19 protein-coding genes are annotated in these 20,853 nt (G+C 34.6%); 16 read left to right on the forward strand and 3 right to left on the reverse strand.

Translation table 11 applies throughout. From position 1 onward, the window contains the following. The first annotated feature begins 93 nt into the window (after positions 1-93). The 10 genes from M2373_RS00830 to M2373_RS00875 all read left to right on the forward strand — a co-directional run bounded on the left by M2373_RS00830 (position 94) and on the right by M2373_RS00875 (position 10,385). Positions 94-840, forward strand: a complete 747-nt coding sequence (locus M2373_RS00830) for an electron transfer flavoprotein subunit beta/FixA family protein (protein WP_259106466.1) — start codon at positions 94-96, stop codon at positions 838-840. A 41-nt stretch (positions 841-881) separates the two neighbouring features. After that, the gene (locus M2373_RS00835) at positions 882-1,829 is read left to right on the forward strand and encodes an electron transfer flavoprotein subunit alpha/FixB family protein (RefSeq protein ID WP_259106468.1); all 948 of its coding nucleotides are present in this window, start codon (positions 882-884) and stop codon (positions 1,827-1,829) included. 189 nt (positions 1,830-2,018) lie between these two features. Then, positions 2,019-2,618, forward strand: coding sequence for a bifunctional nuclease family protein (locus tag M2373_RS00840; protein ID WP_259106470.1), 600 nt, complete (start codon positions 2,019-2,021; stop codon positions 2,616-2,618). Positions 2,619-2,639: 21 nt separating this feature from the next. Beyond that, positions 2,640-3,920: an MFS transporter gene (locus M2373_RS00845; protein ID WP_259106472.1), complete on the forward strand. Its 1,281-nt coding sequence runs from the start codon at positions 2,640-2,642 to the stop codon at positions 3,918-3,920. A 114-nt stretch (positions 3,921-4,034) separates the two neighbouring features. Further along, positions 4,035-4,271 carry a hypothetical protein gene (locus tag M2373_RS00850; protein ID WP_259106474.1) on the forward strand — a complete coding sequence of 79 codons (237 nt, stop codon included), beginning with the start codon at positions 4,035-4,037 and terminating at the stop codon, positions 4,269-4,271. A gap of 149 nt (positions 4,272-4,420) precedes the next feature. Continuing rightward, on the forward strand, positions 4,421-4,804 hold the full coding sequence (locus M2373_RS00855; protein WP_259106476.1) for a hypothetical protein: 384 nt from the start codon (positions 4,421-4,423) through the stop codon (positions 4,802-4,804). Between the two features lie 8 nt (positions 4,805-4,812). Next, a complete protein-coding gene (locus tag M2373_RS00860; RefSeq protein WP_259106478.1) occupies positions 4,813-5,265 on the forward strand; it encodes a hypothetical protein in 453 nt (150 codons plus the stop codon). 47 nt (positions 5,266-5,312) lie between these two features. Further along, the gene (locus M2373_RS00865; protein ID WP_259106480.1) at positions 5,313-6,491 is read left to right on the forward strand and encodes an acetyl-CoA C-acyltransferase; all 1,179 of its coding nucleotides are present in this window, start codon (positions 5,313-5,315) and stop codon (positions 6,489-6,491) included. 83 nt (positions 6,492-6,574) lie between these two features. Next, positions 6,575-8,065, forward strand: a complete 1,491-nt coding sequence (locus M2373_RS00870) for an MFS transporter (RefSeq protein ID WP_259106482.1) — start codon at positions 6,575-6,577, stop codon at positions 8,063-8,065. Positions 8,066-8,216: 151 nt separating this feature from the next. Then, the gene (locus M2373_RS00875) at positions 8,217-10,385 is read left to right on the forward strand and encodes a T9SS type A sorting domain-containing protein (RefSeq protein WP_259106485.1); all 2,169 of its coding nucleotides are present in this window, start codon (positions 8,217-8,219) and stop codon (positions 10,383-10,385) included. Between the two features lie 53 nt (positions 10,386-10,438). On the opposite strand, the gene M2373_RS00880 is transcribed toward M2373_RS00875, so the two are convergent. After that, the gene (locus M2373_RS00880) at positions 10,439-10,969 is read right to left on the reverse strand and encodes a hypothetical protein (protein ID WP_259106487.1); all 531 of its coding nucleotides are present in this window, start codon (positions 10,967-10,969) and stop codon (positions 10,439-10,441) included. A gap of 196 nt (positions 10,970-11,165) precedes the next feature. Here M2373_RS00880 and M2373_RS00885 point away from each other — a divergent pair, with 196 nt between their 5' ends. The 4 genes from M2373_RS00885 (at position 11,166) to M2373_RS00900 (ending at position 15,516) form a co-directional block, all read left to right on the forward strand. After that, positions 11,166-12,098, forward strand: coding sequence for a mevalonate kinase (locus M2373_RS00885; protein ID WP_259106490.1), 933 nt, complete (start codon positions 11,166-11,168; stop codon positions 12,096-12,098). Between the two features lie 10 nt (positions 12,099-12,108). Beyond that, positions 12,109-13,038, forward strand: a complete 930-nt coding sequence (locus tag M2373_RS00890; protein ID WP_259106492.1) for a UbiA family prenyltransferase — start codon at positions 12,109-12,111, stop codon at positions 13,036-13,038. A gap of 66 nt (positions 13,039-13,104) precedes the next feature. Next, complete coding sequence (locus M2373_RS00895; RefSeq protein ID WP_259106494.1) at positions 13,105-14,271, forward strand: proline dehydrogenase family protein; 1,167 nt, start codon at positions 13,105-13,107, stop codon at positions 14,269-14,271. A gap of 225 nt (positions 14,272-14,496) precedes the next feature. Continuing rightward, the gene (locus tag M2373_RS00900; protein WP_259106496.1) at positions 14,497-15,516 is read left to right on the forward strand and encodes a T9SS type A sorting domain-containing protein; all 1,020 of its coding nucleotides are present in this window, start codon (positions 14,497-14,499) and stop codon (positions 15,514-15,516) included. 58 nt (positions 15,517-15,574) lie between these two features. Here M2373_RS00900 and M2373_RS00905 read toward each other — a convergent pair whose 3' ends face one another. After that, the gene (locus tag M2373_RS00905) at positions 15,575-16,114 is read right to left on the reverse strand and encodes a helix-turn-helix domain-containing protein (RefSeq protein ID WP_259106498.1); all 540 of its coding nucleotides are present in this window, start codon (positions 16,112-16,114) and stop codon (positions 15,575-15,577) included. 835 nt (positions 16,115-16,949) lie between these two features. Between M2373_RS00905 and M2373_RS00910 the strand changes: the two genes are divergently transcribed. Beyond that, positions 16,950-18,059 (forward strand): M14 family zinc carboxypeptidase, encoded by a 1,110-nt coding sequence (locus M2373_RS00910; protein ID WP_259106499.1) that lies wholly within the window; start codon positions 16,950-16,952, stop codon positions 18,057-18,059. Between the two features lie 65 nt (positions 18,060-18,124). On the opposite strand, the gene M2373_RS00915 is transcribed toward M2373_RS00910, so the two are convergent. After that, entirely contained in the window at positions 18,125-18,634 is a 510-nt protein-coding gene (locus tag M2373_RS00915; protein WP_259106500.1) for a DUF4920 domain-containing protein, read from the reverse strand. A gap of 629 nt (positions 18,635-19,263) precedes the next feature. On the opposite strand from M2373_RS00915, the gene M2373_RS00920 reads away from it, so the two are divergent. Beyond that, positions 19,264-20,679 (forward strand): APC family permease, encoded by a 1,416-nt coding sequence (locus M2373_RS00920; RefSeq protein WP_259106501.1) that lies wholly within the window; start codon positions 19,264-19,266, stop codon positions 20,677-20,679. The last annotated feature ends 174 nt before the right edge of the window (positions 20,680-20,853 follow it).

The raw sequence follows: 20,853 nt of genomic DNA on the forward strand, positions 1-20,853 counted from the left end.
TTTTTATTTATATTAGCAAAAATTAATTAAAACAAAATCTCTGTATAAAATCCCTAATTTTTATACAAAAAGAGAAACAATAAAATAGTACACATGAAAATATTAGTTTGTATAAGTAGTGTTCCGGATACTACTTCCAAAATTAACTTCACAGCGGATAAATCTGCTTTCGACAAAAATGGAATTCAGTGGGTTATCAACCCGCTAGATGAATTTGCATTAACAAAAGCAATTAAATTACAAGAATCTCAAGGGGCTACCGTAACAGTAATCAACGTAGGTGATGCTGCTACAGAACCAGTAATCAGAAAAGCACTGGCTATTGGTGCAAATGACGGAGTAAGAGTAAACCTTGATCCTAAAGACAGCTATTCTACAGCAAAAGAAATCGCTGCTGTTGCTCAAAACGGTGGTTATGATTTAATCCTTTGCGGTAAAGAATCTATCGATTATAACGGAGGTTCTGTTCCTGGAATGGTGGCTCAGTTATTAAATCAGCCTTTCGTAAATGCATCTGTAGGTTTGGATGTAAACGGAGCTGAAGCTACTGCTGTAAGAGAAATTGAAGGAGGTAAAGAAACTATTTCTGTGAAATTACCGGCTGTAATCGCTGGTCAGAAAGGATTGGTAGATGAAAAAGATCTTATTATTCCAAACATGAGAGGGATTATGTCTGCAAGAACTAAGCCTTTGCAGGTTGTAGAGCCTACTTCTACAGAAGTGAAAGTGCAGGGAGTTTCTTATGACAGTGTTCCTCCAAGAGCTACTGTAAAGTTGGTTTCTCCGGATAATTTAGATGAATTGGTAAGATTACTTCACGAAGAAGCTAAAGTTATCTAATCTTTTAATCATTAAATTTTTAATCTTTTAATTTTAAAACAATGGCAGTATTCGTATACGCAGAAAATATAAACGGAGTTTACAAAAAAGCAGCTTTTGAAGCAGTTTCTTACGCTAAAGCTGTTGCAGATCAAGCTGGTGACACTGTTACAGCGATCTCTGTAAACCCAACAGATTCTTCAGATTTATTATACAAATATGGAGCTTCAAACGTAATCAATATCAAAGACGAAGGTCTTAAAAGCTTCTCAGCTAAAGCTTATGCTCAGGCTGTAAGTGAAGTGGCAAACGGAAACATTATCGTTTTCCCTCACACTACAGATGCTTCTTCTATTGCTCCTATGTTAGCTGTAATGAACGGACATTCTTTAATTACGAATGTTTTGGAAGCTCCGGAAAGCCTTTCTCCATTCCAGGTGAAAAGAAAAGCTTTCTCAGGAAAAGGTTTCATGCATGCAAAATCTGAAGCAACAGGAGTGATCTTAACGGTTTCTCAAAATGCTTTCGGTGTTAAAGAAAATGCAGTTTCAGGTTCTGAAGAAGTAAAAAACTTATCAGTTGCCAATGAAGATACTAAAGTGATTTCTCACGAGCAGAGCTCAGGAAAATTAGATCTTAAAGAAGCTGAAATCGTAGTTTCTGCTGGTAGAGGATTGAAAGGTCCTGAAAACTGGGGAATGGTAGAAGATCTGGCAAATGTTTTGGGAGCTGCTACAGCTTGTTCTAAGCCTGTTTCTGATATCGGATGGAGACCTCACACAGAGCACGTAGGACAAACAGGTAAGGCAATTGCTCCGAATCTTTATATCGCAATCGGTATTTCCGGTGCCATTCAGCATTTGGCGGGAGTAAACTCTTCTAAAACCATTGTTGTTATCAACAGTGATGCTGAAGCGCCATTCTTTAAATCAGCTGATTACGGTGTTGTAGGTGATGCTTTCCAGATTATCCCCGCATTAACGGAAAAAATTAAAGCTCTTAAAGGATAAGAGAAAACAAAAAGTGAAGAGTTATTTCGTTCTGTTTGTTGATTTTTTAATTAAAACAACCTCCTTGCGAAGTAAAATTTACTCTTGATTTTTGACAATCAACAATAATATAATAAAAGCCCTTTCCGGGCTTTTATTTTTGTCTAAAAGTAAATCCTACAATAAAAAAAATGATTTATATTTGTAGCTATGGATTATAAGCAGCTAATTATTCGCGGAATATCGTACAGCCAGACCCAATCCGGGGCGTACGCATTGTTATTGGAACATGAAGAGACACATATAAAATTACCTGTTGTTATAGGAAATTTCGAGGCCCAATCCATTTCTCTTGGCCTTGAGAAAGACATTCATCCGCCTCGTCCTCTTACCCATGACTTATTCACAAAATTTATAGTTTCTGCCAATTACGAATTGGTTTCTGTGATCATTTATCAGATCGTAGATGGTGTTTTCTTCTCAAATATCAATTTCAAAAACAAAGAAAATGATGAGGAATTAATCCTTGATGCGAGAACTTCAGATGCTGTAGCAATGGCAGTGAGATTTGATGCCCCTATTTTTACAACGCAGCAAGTCTTAAACGAAGCCGGAATTCTGCTGGAACTGGAAGATGTTTCAAAAGAAGAGCAATCGTTTTCTGAAACAGTTCCTGCTGAGGATAATTTAAGATCTATTTCTATGGAAGAGCTTCAGAAATTACTGGATGAAGCCGTGAAAGAAGAAGATTATGATACTGCCTTGGAGATTCAGGAGGAGATCAAAAGGAGAAAGAAAAGAATTGACTAAAAGATATTTTTTATACTAACTATGAATTTAAAACTACGACTTACCATTCTGAGCTTTCTTCAGTTTGCGGTTTGGGGAGCTTATTTAACCTCTATGGGGAATTATTTGGGCTCAGTGGGATTGGGATCTAAAATAGGACTGTTTTATGCAATGCAGGGAATCGTTTCTATTTTTATGCCTGCCTTGATGGGGATTATTGCTGACAGATGGATCCAGGCTCAGAGATTACTGGGGATTTGCCATCTTTTGGCGGCCGGTTTTCTGGTAGCAGCCGGATATTACGGAATGGCAGCCGGTGCGAATGTAGAATTTTCCAAACTATTCCTTTTGTATAGTTTAAGCGTGATGTTCTATATGCCGACGATAGCACTTTCCAATTCTGTAGCTTACACTGTGCTTGTTAATAACAATTTTGATACGATTAAAGCATTTCCGCCTATTCGTACTTTTGGAACAATCGGTTTCATCTGTGCGATGTTATTTGTGGATTTTACAGGATATCAGAATAATTATTCTCAGTTTTTTGTATCGGGTGCCTTAGGAATTGCATTATTCCTTTATTCCTTTACATTACCGAAATGTCCTACTAATAAAAGTGAGGAAAAACAAAGTCTTTATGATGCTTTGGGATTAAAAGCCTTTAGTCTGTTTAAAGATAAAAAAATGGCTGTTTTCTTTATTTTTTCAATGTTATTGGGAGTTTCACTTCAGATTACCAATGGATATGCTAATCCGTTTATCACAAGTTTTAAAGATATTCCTTCTTTTAATGACTCTTGGGGAGCCAATCATGCCAATGCATTGATTTCTCTTTCTCAGGTTTCCGAAACAGCCTGTATTCTTTTAATTCCTTTTTTTCTAAAGAGATTCGGAATCAAAAAAGTAATGTTAATGGCCATGTTTGCATGGGTGCTGAGATTCGGATTATTCGGACTTGGAAATCCTGGTGGAGGAGTCTGGATGTTTGTTTTATCCATGATCGTGTATGGAATTGCATTTGATTTCTTCAATGTTTCAGGATCATTATTTGTTGACAAAGAAACAGATAAAAGCATCCGTTCAAGTGCACAGGGAGTTTTTATGATGATGACCAACGGTTTTGGAGCGACTATCGGTATGCTGGGAGCTCAGGAAGTGGTTAATCATTATGTGTTTTCACAGACAGACCCTACCTTACAGCTTCAGGGATGGCAGACCTCATGGTATATTTTCGCAGGATATGCCTTAATTGTGACCATTCTATTTGCGATCATTTTTAAGCATAAACATAATCCGGAAGAATTATCTACGGTAAAACATTAATTTATTTAATTGAATTTTTAAAATATTAAATTGCACTTTCTAAAAAAGTGCAATTTTTTTATTTCATAGTCAACCTTTTAAAATTTTCACCGTCTTATTGATAGAAACTGATCCATGGAGAATTTAGTTTACAATAAGTATTCTACAGAGTTTTCCAACAGAATTGTTGAACGTGAGTCGGTAAGAAGTGGAATGAATGATTTTATTTTTGGAGCAAAGCTGGGAATCGGGCTGGGAGGGCTCAATTTATTTATTCAAAAAGATCTTACCCCGGCATTTAATAATAATGCTCAGCTGAAGAAGAAATACGGATTACAAATCGGACTTGAAATCGCGAATGTCAATTTTTAATTAAATAATGTTTTTAGTTTTTTATTACATAATAATTAATTTATTGTTAATTTTTTTATCATTCGTTAGTCATTGAATCTAAATCAATTGATTTTAAAACACACTCATTTTAAGTGTGTTTTTTTTTGTATTTTGGCACTTTAAGAATTATGAAAAATATTCAGTTATTAGCTTTGCTATTAGTCGTTGTGGGTAGTTTTCTTCCATTGGTACATGTTCCGATTATCGGAAACTGGAATTATTGGAAATTAGACCATTCACTGGCTATTATCTGCTGGATTCTTTCAGCGATTGCCTTATTTGGGATTGTGAATAATCAATCCAAAATAGTAAGAGTATTGGGAATTACTCTTATCCTGTTTTTTATTTTCACTCTGGCAGCTGTAAAAATGCAGTCTCTGCAGTATTTCAGCTTTCTTCCTTTTAAATCATGGCAGGAAACCTTTGCTGGTGTTGTAAAATTAAAATGGGGGTGGATCGTAGAATTTCTGGGAGCTTTTATCCTGATTTTTGCTAAAAATAATAATAAATAGACACAGATATGGATTATGTAAAAACAATCTCCGTTGCCTTATTGTTCTTGGGAATTTCCTCAATCAATGCTCAGAAAAAAACAACGGATACCAAAAAGCAAGAAGTTGTGCAGAAAAAGGCGGCAGATAATCCTGCTAAATGCAGCAATATCAAAGAAGGGACATTTCTACGTACCAATTATCCTAAAAATCTTTGGTATATGACGGTAAAAGATAATGTACAGACAGAATTTTACAATAATGGTAAAGATTATATCAAATCTACGATGGTTTTTGTAGATGATTGTAATTATAAAGTGATTGTCCTGGAAAAAACAGAACAAAATAATCCTGTAAAAGTAGGAGATGTTTTTAATAATAAAGTGGTTGCCACTCAGGATAATTATATAAAGATCAATTCTCAGCTTAATGGAGAACAGTTTGATCTGGTTTTAATGAAAGCAAAAGAAAACAAAAAATAAAATATAAATGAGACTGAAAGGTCTTGTTGAATTAAAAAAGTATACACATGAAAGAAGTATTCATCGTTTCCGCAGTGAGAACCCCAATGGGAAGTTTTTTAGGAAGTTTATCAACCGTTCCTGCTACAAAGTTAGGTTCTGTTGCAGTGAAAGGAGCATTAGATAAAATAGGTCTTGATCCGAAAAACGTTCAGGAGATCTATATGGGGAACGTTTTGCAGGCTGGCGAAGGACAGGCTCCAGCTCGTCAGGTAGCTCTTGGTGCAGGACTTTCTATTGAAACGCCTTCTACTACGGTAAACAAAGTTTGTGCTTCAGGAATGAAAGCGGTTACCATGGCAGCACAGGCTATTAAAGCTGGCGATGCAGAGGTAATCGTTGCCGGAGGTATGGAAAATATGTCTTCAGTTCCTCATTATTATAATGCAAGAAACGCAACCAAATTAGGGGATGTAAAAATGCTGGACGGAATGGTTCTGGACGGTCTTACAGATGTTTACAATAAAGTTCATATGGGTGTTTGTGCAGAAAAATGTGCAACAGATTATAACATTACTAGAGAAGATCAGGATAACTTTGCTATCGAATCTTATAAAAGATCAGCAAAAGCCTGGAGCGAAGGTAAATTTGCTGAAGAAGTAGTACCTGTTACTATTCCTCAAAGAAAAGGAGAACCTGTTGTTTTTGCTGAAGATGAAGAGTATAAAGCCGTAAATTTTGACAGACTTCCGACACTTCCGACAGTATTCAAAAAAGAAGAAGGAACTGTAACTGCTGCCAACGCGTCTACTTTAAATGATGGTGCTTCTGCATTAATCCTTGTTTCTAAAGAAAAAATGGAAGAATTAGGTCTTAAGCCTTTAGCTAAAATTGTTTCTTATGCAGATGCAGCTCAGGAGCCTGAGAATTTTACAACAGCACCTTCAAAAGCATTGCCAATTGCTCTTAAAAAAGCTGGACTGGAACTTACAGATATTGATTTCTTCGAATTTAACGAAGCTTTCTCTGTGGTAGGTTTAGCCAACAATAAAATTTTAGGACTAGATGCTTCAAAAGTGAATGTAAATGGGGGAGCGGTAGCTCTTGGTCACCCGCTTGGAAGTTCTGGTTCAAGAATCATCGTAACTTTAATTAATGTATTGAAGCAAAACAATGCAAAATATGGAGCTGCGGCCATCTGTAATGGTGGTGGAGGTGCTTCTGCCATTGTTATTGAGAACATGTAATTTTAACAAAACAATAAAAGAAAATAAAAACCGCCGAATATTCAGCGGTTTTTATATTTTTGTGCTACTAATATTTATTTGAAATGTCTGAAATTGAGAATCAACAGCCTAAACACATAAAGAATAATCCAAAGATTATGAAGGCCTGGGCCGTTTATGACTGGGCCAATTCTGTATACTCTCTGGTAATTACCTCTACCATTTTCCCGATTTACTATTCTATTCTTACCACCGCCTACGAAAAAAAGGAATATGTGGAAGAAACAAAATCATGGATTGATGTACCCGTAAGACATATGATCAAGGTTTTCGGAAGAGAATATCAGCCGGATGCAGTGTATGGATACTCGCTTACGATTTCGTTCTTTATTGTTGTTTTACTGTCGCCGTTTTTATCATCTCTGGCAGATACGATCGGGAACAAAAAATCTTTCCTGCAGTTTTTCTGTTACCTGGGAGCAACATCGTGTATGGGACTGGCAATGTTTACGGGAATGCACAACGTCTTTTTAGGCTTACTTTTCAGTATTACGGCGAGCGTCGGATTCTGGGGAAGTCTGGTGTTTTATAATTCCTTTTTACCGGATATTGCGACAAGAGATAAACAGGATGCACTTTCTGCTAAAGGATATGTTTACGGATATATCGGTTCTGTAGTATTGGTGGTAATTTGTTTGTTATTAATTCAGGTTTTTGCGAAAGGACCGGCTCAGCAGTTGCTGTTTACCAGAATCAGTTTCTTACTTACAGGGGCATGGTGGTTTGGTTTTTCTCAATATACATTCAAACATCTTCCTCAGTTTGGCGATGTAAAAGAAAAACTTCCAAAAGATCTTGTACTGTTAAACTATAAAAATATCTTTAAAAAACACGAAGATCAGGGAGGTTTCTTTGAGGTTTTAAAAGACAATATGAGCTTCTATAAAGATATTGCGAAAGAAAGTTTTCATGAACTTTTTAAAGTAGGAAATGAGTTATTTAAAGATAAAAATCTGAAATTTTTCCTTTCTAGTTTCTTCTTTTACAGTGTAGGGATGCAGACTATTTTCTTAATGGCCACTTTATTCGGAAAAAGTGAAATCAATCTTGCTCAGGATAAATTGATCGGAACACTTTTGGTGATTCAGATTGAAGCCATTATCGGAGCTGTTATTTTCTCAAAATTATCAAGAAAAATTGGTAATAAAAATGTGATCTCTATTGCCATTGTTTTATGGATCGTAGCTTGTTTATGGGCTTACTTCCTCAATAAAGAAAACCCTACGGTAGAATATCAGTTCTATGGGGTAGCGGCAGTTGTCGGTCTTGTAATGGGAGGGCTTCAGGCGATGTCGAGATCTACGTATTCTAAACTTCTTCCGGAAGATTCAATGGAAAATACAACATTTTTCAGTTTCTATGATGTACTTGAGAAACTGGCCATTATTGTTGGTACATTTATTTTTGCCACTCTTATTGAGCATTTTAATAATATGAGATATGCAGCACTGTCAATGACAATATTTTTTGCAGTCGGATTAATTCTTATACGATTTCTTAAAGTCAAAATGTTAAAAGACAGAGACACATTATAAAATTTAAAAGACGTTATTTTTAACGTCTTTTTTTTATTTCAAAAATAGCTTTTCCCTTTATTTTCATTTCTAAAAGACAAATGAATAATTTATATTAATTTTTCACCATGTTTGGAATTATTTGTTTATTTGCAGTAAATAAATTGTTAAAATGATAAAAAAAATTCTACTATTCTGCATTTTACAATGCTCAGTTTTTGGTCTGTCTCAAAATTTAAGACCCGTTGCTCAAAAAATTTCGGAATATCATAATCAAAAGAAAGCTTTTGAAAAGTATGATGTATTTGAATTGAATTCCGGTTCTGAAAAGCTTTCCGAGTATAAAAGATCTGCAACAGACATCACGGTGATAAAGGTCAAATCAAAAGAGCTTAAGAAGCTTATTCATGAAAAACCTGAAGCTGTTGAAATTTCGTTTCCTTTTGATGGAAAGCAGCTAACTGTTGAGCTTTATAAAAACCAGATTTTCACCAATAACTTTAAAGTGACAACAAATAAAGGAGAAATTGTAAACTACACTCCTGGCGTCTATTATCAGGGAGTTGTAAAAGGAGATAATAAATCTGTAGTAGCATTCAGTTTCTTTGATAATGATATTGTAGGAGTTGCTTCTACCCCCGAATTGGGAAATGTAGTCATAGGAAAAGTTAAAAACAGTGAAGATTTTGTGAGTTATTCGGATTCAAAACTGACCGGGCTTAATCCTTTTATCTGTGGAGCAGATGAATTACAGGAAAATCAAAAGAAAAAAAGCTCTTTTGATCCTAACAAAGAAACTGCGGCTAAAAAAGTAGCTACTCAAAACTGCGTAAGGGTATACTATGAAGTTTGCTACACACCTTATGTGAATAATGGCTCAAACACTACGACAACCACCAACTGGTTAACAGCCGTTCACAATAATATTGCTACGCTTTATAGCAATGATGATGTAAGAATTGCATTAAATGAAATCAACATCTGGACTACTCAGGATCCTTATACAGGCGCGCCAAATGCAAATCTGGGAAATTTCAGAACAAACAGACAGACATTTAACGGTGATCTTGCGCATTTGGTCAATTCACCTTCTACAACGAGTGTTGCCTATATCAATTCATTATGTACCACTTACAAACATGCCTACTCAGGTATTTCACAGACTTATAACAACGTTCCTGTTTATTCATGGACGATAGGAGCGATGACTCACGAGATGGGACACAGTTTAGGATCTCCTCATACCCATGCCTGTGCCTGGAATGGGAATAATACAGCCATTGATGGATGTGGTCCTCAGGCGGGATACAGTGAAGGTTGTACGGGACCGATTCCTTCAACGACTGAAAAAGGGTCAATTATGAGTTATTGCCACCTTATTTCAGGAGTCGGGATCAATTTCAGTAACGGTTTTGGGCCTCAGCCGGCAGCTTTAATTCGAAATACGATAGATTCAAAAGCCTGTATCGGAACAAATTGTACAACTGCATGCGCTACTACTATAACAGCGATGAATGTTTCAAATATTACACAGAATTCGGCCAGTGCAACATTTACTGATGCGACTTCTACGTCATGGAAATACAGATTGACAACAATAGACGGCACACCGGTTTCTTCAGGAAATACAACTACGCAGACCTTCAATTTTCCAAACCTTCAACCCGCAACTTACTACATCCTCTCTGTAGGAACAGATTGTTCAGCAGGCTATCAGAGAACACAGATGTTTATGACTGATGCAGATTGGTGCAGTGGTATTCTATTTACAGATTCAGGAGGCCAGGCCGGAAATTATGGAGATAATGAAACGATTGTCAAAACATTTTATCCGACATCCGGAAATTCTCTTACCATGTCTTTCACCGAATTTGCTTTGGAACAGGGGTATGATTTTATGTATGTTTACAATGGTCCGTCTACTTCTTCACCTTTATTTGCCAATGGAAACAGTTTAACAGGAAATTCATTACCCGGGACATTTACTTCTACGCATTCTTCAGGAGCGATTACAGTAAGATTTGTTTCAGATCCTGCAGAAAATGAAAGTGGTTGGAAAGCGAATTTTTCATGTGCTGTTTTAGCGGTGGAAAATGTTAATACGAAAGATAATTCAATAAATATTTATCCGAATCCTGCTAAAAATATGATAACCATTTCTTCAAAAAATGCTTTGCAGTCATTTAAAATCTATGACGAAGCAGGAAGACTGATTAAATCGGAATCCTCTTTAAAAGGACGTAAACTGGAGGTTGATATTTCGTCAATGCAGACGGGGAATTATGTAGTGACGGTGGAAACAGAAAACCAGAAAATTACAAAGAAGTTAATAAAAATATAGTCTTCTTCCCTGAATATAAAATAAAAGTCCTCAATTGAGGACTTTTATTGATTTTAGATCTTATGGTGCAGGTAATAATCTTCTATAATGATCAAACCTTTTTTAAGAATATTGTCAATACCGAAATCTTTATCATCTTTTTCCTCTTCGGTATCATAAAATGCAGTAATATATAGTATAATAAACCGGTCTTTTAAAGGAAAATACACCGCTTTAAAAATTTTATTTTTCTTTTCTATATATTCTGTATAAACCAGAGATTCCCTGCCACTGATTTCCGGGAGTGATTTTACCCATTTTCCCTCTTCATCCATATCATCATATCTTGCTTTTATATATGATTGCGGACTTTTTTTCATGGGAGCAGACTCGAGTGTTATTTTAATGCGCGGGGTACCATCTGAAAGAAAAGATCCATCTTTCTGTTTGGTATAAGGTTCATGCTGTGTATTCTGTGCAATATAAATTTTGTGCTTGCCAAGTCTCATAACAGCCACAGAGGTACTGTCGATAATAGTATCTCGTGCGATATTTTGTCCAAAAATGAGATTTGATAAAAGCAGGAAAAATAGAAGTTTCTTCATATTAGATGAGTATTAGAATTAATTTTTAGGTAAAAGTAGTGTTTTTTTTAAGGTTATTATCTGCTGGTTTTTAGCTGATAAAGGGGCTTTAGCTCATTAAGAAGAATAATTGTTAAAGAAATGTTATAATTCGGCGTACGTTTTGTATATATTGAGCAGAATAATTTTTAACTTTGTAAAAAGATTTATTGTCAATATGACCAACCCTCTATTTTATGCAAAAATAATTTTGTTTGGAGAATACGGAATGATTGAAGATTCCCAAGGTCTTGTAGTGCCTTACAGCTTCTACAAGGGGACTTTGAAATTCTCAGATTCGGGAGCTGCTTCTGAATTTGAAGAAAAATCAAATAAACATCTACAAAAATATTCCGATTATCTTTCAGAATTAAATCTTTCTGATGATTTTAAATTAGACGTTGAGAGATTCAAAAATGACATTTCAGACGGGCTTTTCTTTGACTCAAATATTCCGCAAGGATATGGGGTAGGAAGCTCAGGGGCTCTAGTGGCTGCAATTTTTGAAAAATATTCTATTCAGAAGCATGATCCTGAAAGTATTTCTAAAGATACTTTGAAATCCCTTAAAGCTATTTTCGGACAGATGGAAAGTTATTTCCATGGTAAAAGCTCCGGAATGGATCCGTTGATCTGCTACATGAATTTACCGATTCTTATAGAAAATAAAGAAAATTTAGACAGAGTTTCTATTCCTAAAGAGGAAGAGGGAAAAGGTGCTATTTTCTTAATTGATTCAGGAATTATCGGTGAAACGGGACCTATGATCCAGATTTTCTTTGAAAAAATGAAGACTGAAGGTTTCCGTAAAACATTGAAGGAAGAGTTTATCCGTTATAATAACGCATGTATTGATTCTTTCCTTAAAAAAGATATGAATCCTTTCTTCAGAAATTTGAAGAAGCTTTCGTATTGGGCGTATGAACATTTTCGTCCTATGATTCCTGAAAGTATTTTTAATATCTGGAAAAAAGGATTAGATTCTAATGCTTATTATTTAAAATTATGCGGAAGCGGCGGTGGCGGCTATATTTTAGGTTTCACTAAAGATTACGAAAAAGCAGAAAAAATGCTTGACGGCTTCCAGAAAGAAGTAATTTACAGATTCTAAAATGTTGTGAATGAATTCTGAAAAAGAAAGTTTCCAACAGAAAGATTATATCCAAAAATCTCTATTTTACAGATTTTCACAATTTGTGGGCTTTCTTTTGGGAGCTCGCTTTTTTGTTGCCATACTATTGACTTTTGCACTGTATGTTTCAACATTTTTTCTCTTTAATCAGGATGAAAGTTTTAGAAAATTCGTCTTTGATTTTAAAGTTCACGGGATTATTTTCTGTACGGTTCTGACGATTTTGGCAGGAGGAATTATTAATCAGTTTTATGATTTCGAAAAAGATCATATCGTGAAACCTTTCAGAACAAGAATTCAAAGCTTTATTAAGCAAAAATACTTCCTGTATGCCTATTTGGGATTAAGCATCATATCACTGAGTGTTGCCTGGCTGATATCTCATAAGGTTTTCGTTTTTTTTGTGATTTATCAGTTTTTTATGTGGTTTTACAGTCATAAACTAAGTAGGATTTTAATTGTCAATAACCTCACATTTGTCAGTCTTACTCTATATCCTTTCTTCGGAATGATGGTATATTACGAGACATTTTCCAAGAAAGTACTTCTTATGGCTATTTTCCTGTTTTTAATACTTTTATGTATTGATATTGTGAAAGATTCACTGACTAAAAGTGTAGATAAAGCGTTTGGGTACACAACGATTCCTAATTATTTTAAAAGCAAAAACTACAAAGGGATTATTATTTTCTTACTGATTGTGACTATGGCAGTTTCAATGAAATTGATCATGAGAACAGGTATTACCGGATTTATGGCCTATTACTTTACCGGAGGAATGTTTGTATTGATTGTCTGTATTTATCTCCTTTTAAATGCGTCCAGAAAAAGTAATTTTCTTACACTCAATATTCTGCGTCTTTGGGTTTTTGTAGGAATAATTGCAATGCTTTTGAACGGACTTGAAGGTAAATTGTAGAAAATTTTCTTTAAAAAGACTAAGGTTATTCTTACATTTGCAGAACCTTAAATTTATATAAAAGTAATGCCCATTTTTAACGATACTAAAGTTGCATTTGCAGACAAATCTGATGCACAGTTAAAGAAAGCGTACTGGATGTTCAAAATGATTGAGCAGCCTACTCTTACAAGTCTTGGAACTTCTGTTCTTAATTTCTCTATTCATAACAATCTTCCTTTCGTTACCGGAATTGTAAAAAACACTCTATTTGAGCAATTTTGCGGTGGAGAAACACGTGAGGAAAGTATGAAAGTGGTAAAACAGCTCTTTAAAAGAGGTGTTGGAAGTATTTTCGATTATTCTATTGAGGGTAAGGAGGATGAAGCAACTTTTGATGCAGTGTGTAAAGAAATTAAAGATATTGTAAGGTTTTCTGTAGGAAATCCGGCAATTCCTTTTATTGTATTTAAGCCTACTGCTTTTGGACGAATAGATCTTTATGAAGCCGTAGGAAAAAATGCTGAACTCACTTCAAGCCAAAAAGAGGAATGGGCAAGAGTAGTAAAAAGATTCGATGAGGTATGCCAGCTTTGTCATGAAAATGATAAAAAAGTAATGGTAGACGCTGAAGAAACCTGGATGCAGGATGCCGCAGATCAACTTTGTGAAGAGATGATGGAAAAATATAATCAGGAAAAGCCGATTGTCTGGAATACGATTCAGATGTACAGAACAGGCAGACTTGAATATATGGAGCAGCACCTTCAGAGAGCTCGTGAGAAGAATTATTTTATCGGTTATAAGATCGTTCGCGGTGCGTATATGGAGAAAGAAAGAGCCAGAGCGGCAGAAAAAGGATATGCAGATCCTATTCAGCCTAATAAAGACGCGTCTGACAAAAACTATAATGCGGGAATTGATTTTGTGATGAACCATTTGGATAAGGTTTCTGCTTTCTTTGGAACGCATAATGAGATCTCTTCCGAGTTGGTCATGGATAAAATGAAAGGAGCATCTTTAGAAAACGGAAATCCGCATGTATATTTCGGACAGCTTTACGGAATGAGTGATAATATTACATTCTATCTGTCTGATAAAGGGTATAATGTTGCTAAATATCTACCATACGGTCCCGTAAAAGATGTTGTGCCTTATTTGACAAGAAGAGCTCAGGAAAATACCTCTGTAGCAGGTCAGACAGGGAGAGAACTGGGTCTTATAAAAAAAGAACTGCAGCGAAGAAAAAAATAGCAATTGCTACTTTTAACATATAAAACTTCACATATTTTGTGAAGTTTTTTGTTTTTAAAGTCAATAAAAAGATAAGTTTTTAATAGAGTATAAATATTTCCATCATTGATAAATAAGATAACAATACTTTATATTAATAATTATTATTTACAAAATATAAGTTTTTATTGTTAATTTGATTGTATTTTGTTATATTTGATTACCACTAATAAAAACTTAATATCCATGAAAAAAATTTTACTCGCTGCTATAGGTCTTATAGCAAATTTTACCTTAGCACAAACCTATAATAACGGAGGTTTAAGTACCGGAGCTACTACGAAAAGCGGAGTCGCAGCACCCGCAGGATATACATGGTCTGAAGTTCAGAATAATACAGGAAATACAACAGAATCTAATACAAGTGCCGGATATGGGGGTACGTATAGTTCTGCTGCGGCAAGCTTTTTTCTAGCCGATGATTTTACAATTCCCGCCAATACACAATGGCAGATTACCAGTGTTGATTTCTTTATCTACCAGACCGGTTATACAGGAACTACCGCTCCGTTTAATACAGCCAGGGTAAATATTTACAGTTCAGATCCTTCGGTGACTGGTGCTGTAAGTGTTTTTGGTGATGATACGACCAATAGATTTGCTTCCGGTACAGATTCTAATATGTACAGAATCTTTAATACTCAGGTTCCGGTAGGGTCAGCCCCCGGAACAACGCGAAAAATCTGGAAAATTACAGCTAATACCCCTGTTACCCTAAGTGCAGGAACATATTGGATTAAATATCAACTGCAGAATACTGTAACAGCAAATGCCGGTTTTTTACCTGCTGTTACGATTTCAGGAACTAGAGGTCTGGCAGGGTTTAATGCTAAACAATATGATGCGATCGGAGGAACATGGACTCCTATCATTGATGATGGAAATCCGACAACAGCTCCCGATTTTCCTATGGATATGCCTTTCGTAGTTACATTTACTTCTACAGGAACATTAGGAACGAATGAGGTAATGCAGTATGATAACAGAATTCAGGTATATCCGAATCCTGTAAGAGATAATTTTAAAATTAATAATCCTGAAAAAATTAAAATTACAAGCGTGGAAATTATCGACGTATCCGGAAAGCTTGTAAGAACATTAAAAGGAGCTGAAGAATATAATGTTTCCGATCTGCCGAAAGGAAATTATATTTTAAAAATAAAAAGCAATGAGCTTACAAAAATTACAAAACTATTAAAGCAATAGCTTTAGTTTTCTTCTTCAAATATTTTTTACCTGATCATTTTTTGATGATCAGGTTTTTTTATGGCTCAAAACTTTCAAATTTTCCATTTTCATAAAATATAACGATACGTTTTATCTTATTGCTTTGATTACCAATAGCTTGATTAATTATTTGATCATTAGAATTTTCTAATCGCTGAGAATTGGATATTTTTTCTTCGGCTGCACTCTGATGAGAAATAAACGATTCTGCAGAGCTCTGTTTGGGCTGCTCTGACATCGGCTCTTCACTTCCAAAATCGTCATCATTATTCATCATCGTGAAAAGATCGGGTAGAGAAGTGGGGATGATTTTTTCATCCTCCGGTTCTTCTTCAATATCCTCACTTACTTCAGATAATTCAGACTTTAACATTTCCCCTTCACCAGTTACTAACCAATCCCAAAGAATTTCGGGAAAGCGTGATTTTATTTTTATAATAAATTCTAAAGACGGCTTATTTCTCCCTGAAGTAATATGTGAAATTGATGAACGCTGCACATCGATCTCATCTGCAAATTCGGAAGGAGTAAATCTGGAATACTCTATAACTTTTGAAATTCTTTCGTTTAAGCTCATAAAATGATTATTTAATCACTTTACAAATGTAAAAAATATAATTTACAAATGCAAATTAACAGATTACACATGTGTAAACAAATGTAAAATACAAATGTAAACAAAATAATTAACTGATAAACAACTTATTATATATTTGTAAACATGAATTATAAATTATTGATATGCTTAAAAGTAAAAAGTAATTATTAAAATTTTGAGCTATTTAAAGGGTAAAGTTTATAACTTATTAATAAGTTTATTGATATTATTTCATGTAAATACTGATAAAAGTTATTTTTGTATCGCTATTTATTATGAATTCATTAATAATGGATAGGAGAGTGTCTTAATAACTTAAATGACCTATAAATAGCCATTAATAAACTGTTTACTGTTGTAATTTATATAGTATTATACTTATTAAACCTCTTTTAAAGCCTATTTCAAGATGTAAATTTTGGATACTGCTGAATTGATTATTTAGAATTTACATAACTAAATTCAGACTCAATAGAATTCATAAAAAGCAGATTTTCTATAAAATTCGACTTATTTACATTTGTATATGATATTTTTAGTAAGAATTTATCCACACTTTCTTGTTTAATATAAATCTCCTCAATTAGGCATAAGTGCTTAATTTTACACTTAAAGTATTCTTCAAATAATCATTTAAATAAAATGCATAATTATCTGATTTTGTGATTTTTAAATATTCGATATTAAATTATTCACAATCCACAATTTTATCCACAGACAAAATGACAGATCAGTCTGTTTAGTTAATTTACAAATGTTAATTTTATTTTTTCCTTTAAAATGGTTAAATTTGACTCTTGTAAACTATTAAGTAATGAACTTCGAACAGATTTATCAGCCTCACCCTGATTTCCCAAATCGTTATATTTCTCCTGAAAAATTATTTTCTTATCTACAGACAAATCTCAAAGATTATATTCAGGAGATTGGAACATCATATTTAGATAAGCCTATTTATAAATTAACAATAGGAACAGGAGCTATTAATATTCTTGCCTGGTCACAGATGCACGGGAACGAATCAAACGCTACTCATGCCATGCTCGACTTACTCACTTCTCTGGATAAATCTCCTGAGTTAAAAGAAAATTTATTCAGTAAAATAAAACTGGATTTTATTTTTATGCTTAATCCGGATGGATCAGAAAAATGGACAAGGCTTAATGCTGCTGATATAGATTTAAACCGCGACTTTCATAATGAATCAAGCAAGGAAATTAAATTCCTTAAAAATACGGTCGCATCAAAAAAATATGACTATGCTCTTAATCTCCATGAGCAGAGAACAATTTTTACAACTGACGGAATTCATCCTGCTACATTATCTTTTTTGGCCCCTTCTGAAAATGTGGAACGCACAGTTACTGATAACAGAAAAAAATGCATGGCCGTTATTGCCGAAGTGTATCATCATCTTAAAGAATTAATTCCAAATCAGATCGGCAGATATTCTGATGAATTTTATCCGACATCTACAGGAGATAATTTCATTAAGGCAGGAATGCCGACAATTTTGTTTGAAGGCGGGCATTTCGTAGATGATTATACCAGAAGAGGAACAAGAAAATATTATACGATTGCTTTGTATTATGCTTTGAAAGCCATAAGTGAATTAAATTCTGATATTTCAGGTTGGGAAACCTATTTGGAAATCCCGGAAAATCAGGAAACACACTATGACATTGTCTACAGAAATGTAAAGCTCAATACCGATCATGAATGTATTCTGGATGTGGCTGTTCAGTATCGTGAAATTGTAGAGCAGGGAAAAGATGAAATATCTTTTGTCCCTTTTGTAATGGAAGTAGGAGATGTAAAGAAAAAAAAAGGCTGGCTCGAAATCGACTGTACCGGAAAGAAATTTGTTTCTGCTACAAAATATCCGAAGCTGGATGCCGAAGTAAGCTTTACTATAGAAGATTAAAAACTAAAAGCGGAACAAATTAATTTGCTCCGCTTTTTTTATTTTTTATGCAAAATTTTCGCAATTTAGTTGACAACTTTAATTCCGTTTGCTACAAATCGGATCTCTTCTTTTGGAGTTGTTATTGCATCGATTTCAGATTGAGGTTTTTTAGCATCTTCTGCGTAATGCTTTTGCTCATCAATAGAAGTTACTTTTCTTTCAGCTGCTCCGTCAAGGACAACCGTTTTACCTTTTAAAGCAGTAGGAACGAAAAAGGCATAATCTTTCATTTTTACGAAAAACTGAGAATTATCTTCAGTTTGGATTGTTAGCCAACATCCTTTTTTCTCGCAAACGTCTGTTACCTTTCCTTTTACCGCTACGTTTTCAACCTTTTTGTTATCTTTTTTAAGCTTTTTGCTCAATTTATCTACAGAAATTGCTTTAGACTCAATACCTGAAGCTACTCCGCCTCCATAAGTATCACCCACCAATGCATTTCCTGCAGGAGGTCCGAATTTTTTTGTCTCTTGTGCAAAAGCCAAAGTAGAAATACTTACTGCGATTGCGAATGCTATTGATTTGAATTTCATTTTTAATATTTTTTTCAAAAATACTAATAAAAATTGAATCATAAATCGCGAAAAACTTGATAAAAAACAGGTCGCGCTTTCTAGTGTTTAAATTCATTTTAAATAAATAATTTTTAGCATTTAAAATTCTCTGATTTAGCTCGACTTGATGTAAGATTCGTCAGTTCTGTGTTTTTCATAATGAAAATGAAGAAAAATGTATCGAGAACTTTTATTTAATTACTACTCGAAGTAAGTAGCATGATAAAGCTGTTCGAAAATTAGTATTTTTAAAAATGAGGTATTCTTTTGATTTAATAAATAATATTCAAAACCCGTTGTGCATTTTAATTTGTTTTCGTCACTTCGAGTAGGTTTTTGAAAAAAAATAGTATCGAGAAGTTTATAATTTTGAAGATGAATCTTTTCTCGATACATTTTTTCTCCACTTTGTTGCGAAAAAACACTCGAACTGACGAATCTAATACCAAAATTTTGCAAAATGCACAACGGGTCATTCAAATAATTAATGTGTTAATCTTTTGTCACTTTTGTAGTTAAAATAAAAAGGGAATGAGATATTCTTTTAATTTCAAACAAAATAAAAAAACAATCTTATATTTATTTATATTTGACGCCTATACTCAATTATGCAAAAAAAACTGAAACTTTGGGACGCCATTATGTTGGTAATGGGTTCTATGATCGGAAGCGGAATCTTCATTGTAAGCGCAGATATGATGCGAAATCTGGGTTCCGGATTCTGGCTGATCGTCGTTTGGGTAATTACAGGGATTATGACAGTCGCTGCAGCGATAAGTTATGGTGAGCTTTCTGCGCTGTTTCCTAAAGCTGGCGGTCAATACACCTATCTTAAAGAGATCTTTGGAAAAAAGATGGGATTTCTTTACGGATGGGGGCTATTTACGGTGATTCAGACGGGGACCATTGCAGCAGTGGCCATGGCTTTTGGAAAATTCACGGCTTATCTTGTGCCTGCACTTAATGATGCAGCTCCGATTATTCAGAGTGGTGAGTTTAAAATCACATGGATTCAGATTTTAGCCATTGCTGTGATTATCTTGCTTACATACATCAACACCAGAGGAGTAGAAAGCGGAAAACTGTTACAAAATATTTTTACGGGTTCAAAAATTATTGCTTTATTAGGATTAATCGCTGCCGGATTTATTTTAGTTGACTTTTCCCATTTGGCTGAGAATTTCAGTTTAGGTTACGATTCTTTTAATAATCTTAAAAAAGACAGTCTTGGGAATTTCCTTAAAGAAGGTTGGGAACCTATTGGCGGAATGACCTTAATGGGTGGAATTGCTGCAGCTATGGTAGGCTCTGTATTCAGTTCTGTGGCTTGGGAAAGTGTAACTTTTGTATCCGGAGAAATTGACAATCCAAAGAAAAATGTCGTAAAATCAATGATTTACGGAACTTCTGCGGTGATGATCTTATATATTGCGGTGAATTATGTTTATCTGAATGCTTTGGACAGAGATGCAATTGCTTTTGCTGAAAACGACAGAGTAGCAGTAGCAGCTTCACATTTTATTTTTGGAAGTGCAGGAACGGTGATTATAGCCGTTCTGGTAATGGTATCAACATTTGGATGCAATAATGGATTGATCCTGGCTGGCGCAAGAGTTTTTCAGACAATGGCAAAAGACGGAATGTTCTTCAGACAGGCTGAAAAAAACAATAAAAATGAAGTTCCTGCCAATGCACTATGGATGCAGGGAATTTGGGCTTCTTTGCTATGTCTTAGCGGTCAGTATGGAAATCTTTTGGATATGATCTCTTTCGTAATTGTTTTATTTTATATGATTACCGTTTTCGGAGTAATTTATTTAAGATTCAAACAGCCGAATTTAGAAAGACCTTACAAAACATGGCTATACCCGGTTACACCGATTATTTACTTATTGATAGGGGCAGGTTTCTGTATTTTACTTTTAATTTATAAACAACAATATACCTGGCCAGGCTTCGTAATGGTCTTGCTCGGACTTCCGGTGTACTATTTTATCAATCGGAATAAAAAAATTGAAAAATAAACCTAGAAGCTGTCCGACTTACTCGGGCAGCTTTTTTTTAGTGTTTTCTGGAGCTATTCCCGCTTGAAATTTATGCTGAGCTTGTCGAAGTATTGTATCTTTTTGGTCTACTGGCTGAGTCTGTGATTTCTATTAAACCATAATAACTGTGAGTGTTTACGTATTATTTGTCTC

Origin of the sequence: Chryseobacterium sp. JUb7 (assembly GCF_024806495.1) — a bacterium.
GTDB lineage: Bacteria > Bacteroidota > Bacteroidia > Flavobacteriales > Weeksellaceae > Chryseobacterium.

Excerpts from the sequence above, each read along its gene's own strand:
- M2373_RS00830 (WP_259106466.1), top strand. The coding sequence starts at position 94 with ATGAAAATATTAGTTTGTATAAGTAGTGTTCCGGATACTACTTCCAAA.
- M2373_RS00835 (WP_259106468.1), top strand. The coding sequence starts at position 882 with ATGGCAGTATTCGTATACGCAGAAAATATAAACGGAGTTTACAAAAAA.
- M2373_RS00840 (WP_259106470.1), top strand. The coding sequence starts at position 2,019 with ATGGATTATAAGCAGCTAATTATTCGCGGAATATCGTACAGCCAGACC.
- M2373_RS00845 (WP_259106472.1), top strand. The coding sequence starts at position 2,640 with ATGAATTTAAAACTACGACTTACCATTCTGAGCTTTCTTCAGTTTGCG.
- M2373_RS00850 (WP_259106474.1), top strand. The coding sequence starts at position 4,035 with ATGGAGAATTTAGTTTACAATAAGTATTCTACAGAGTTTTCCAACAGA.
- M2373_RS00855 (WP_259106476.1), top strand. The coding sequence starts at position 4,421 with ATGAAAAATATTCAGTTATTAGCTTTGCTATTAGTCGTTGTGGGTAGT.
- M2373_RS00860 (WP_259106478.1), top strand. The coding sequence starts at position 4,813 with ATGGATTATGTAAAAACAATCTCCGTTGCCTTATTGTTCTTGGGAATT.
- M2373_RS00865 (WP_259106480.1), top strand. The coding sequence starts at position 5,313 with ATGAAAGAAGTATTCATCGTTTCCGCAGTGAGAACCCCAATGGGAAGT.
- M2373_RS00870 (WP_259106482.1), top strand. The coding sequence starts at position 6,575 with ATGTCTGAAATTGAGAATCAACAGCCTAAACACATAAAGAATAATCCA.
- M2373_RS00875 (WP_259106485.1), top strand. The coding sequence starts at position 8,217 with ATGATAAAAAAAATTCTACTATTCTGCATTTTACAATGCTCAGTTTTT.
- M2373_RS00880 (WP_259106487.1), bottom strand. The coding sequence starts at position 10,969 with ATGAAGAAACTTCTATTTTTCCTGCTTTTATCAAATCTCATTTTTGGA.
- M2373_RS00885 (WP_259106490.1), top strand. The coding sequence starts at position 11,166 with ATGACCAACCCTCTATTTTATGCAAAAATAATTTTGTTTGGAGAATAC.
- M2373_RS00890 (WP_259106492.1), top strand. The coding sequence starts at position 12,109 with ATGAATTCTGAAAAAGAAAGTTTCCAACAGAAAGATTATATCCAAAAA.
- M2373_RS00895 (WP_259106494.1), top strand. The coding sequence starts at position 13,105 with ATGCCCATTTTTAACGATACTAAAGTTGCATTTGCAGACAAATCTGAT.
- M2373_RS00900 (WP_259106496.1), top strand. The coding sequence starts at position 14,497 with ATGAAAAAAATTTTACTCGCTGCTATAGGTCTTATAGCAAATTTTACC.
- M2373_RS00905 (WP_259106498.1), bottom strand. The coding sequence starts at position 16,114 with ATGAGCTTAAACGAAAGAATTTCAAAAGTTATAGAGTATTCCAGATTT.
- M2373_RS00910 (WP_259106499.1), top strand. The coding sequence starts at position 16,950 with ATGAACTTCGAACAGATTTATCAGCCTCACCCTGATTTCCCAAATCGT.
- M2373_RS00915 (WP_259106500.1), bottom strand. The coding sequence starts at position 18,634 with ATGAAATTCAAATCAATAGCATTCGCAATCGCAGTAAGTATTTCTACT.
- M2373_RS00920 (WP_259106501.1), top strand. The coding sequence starts at position 19,264 with ATGCAAAAAAAACTGAAACTTTGGGACGCCATTATGTTGGTAATGGGT.